The organism is Paraburkholderia sp. SIMBA_053 (assembly GCF_046534895.1).
GTDB classification, from domain to species: domain Bacteria; phylum Pseudomonadota; class Gammaproteobacteria; order Burkholderiales; family Burkholderiaceae; genus Paraburkholderia; species Paraburkholderia caledonica.
Genome location: NZ_JAWRXU010001327.1, coordinates 1 through 249 on the forward strand (window position 1 = coordinate 1; position 249 = coordinate 249).

The window sequence follows — 249 nt, forward strand, 5'->3', positions numbered from 1 at the left end:
GCCGAGTTTCTGCATCAGCCGCATCTTGTGTGTACTGATTGTTTTCGCGCTGAGCGCACAGGTGTCGGCAATGTCGTTGATGCTCTTGCCCGTCGCCAGCATCTGCAGCACTTGAAATTCGCGGTCGGACAGCACCTCATGCGGCGTCATGTCACCGCGATGCGCCTCGAAGACCATCGCATCGACGAGCCTCGGATCGATGCAGCGTCCGCCATCCGCCAGCTTGCGGATTGCCGCCAGCAGCACATC

At 60.2% G+C, this 249-nt stretch carries 1 protein-coding gene; it reads right to left on the reverse strand.

The annotated features are described in order from the left end of the window. The coding region (locus SB753_RS39920) for a LuxR C-terminal-related transcriptional regulator (RefSeq protein ID WP_410805529.1) at positions 1-249 on the reverse strand (249 nt) is incomplete at both ends.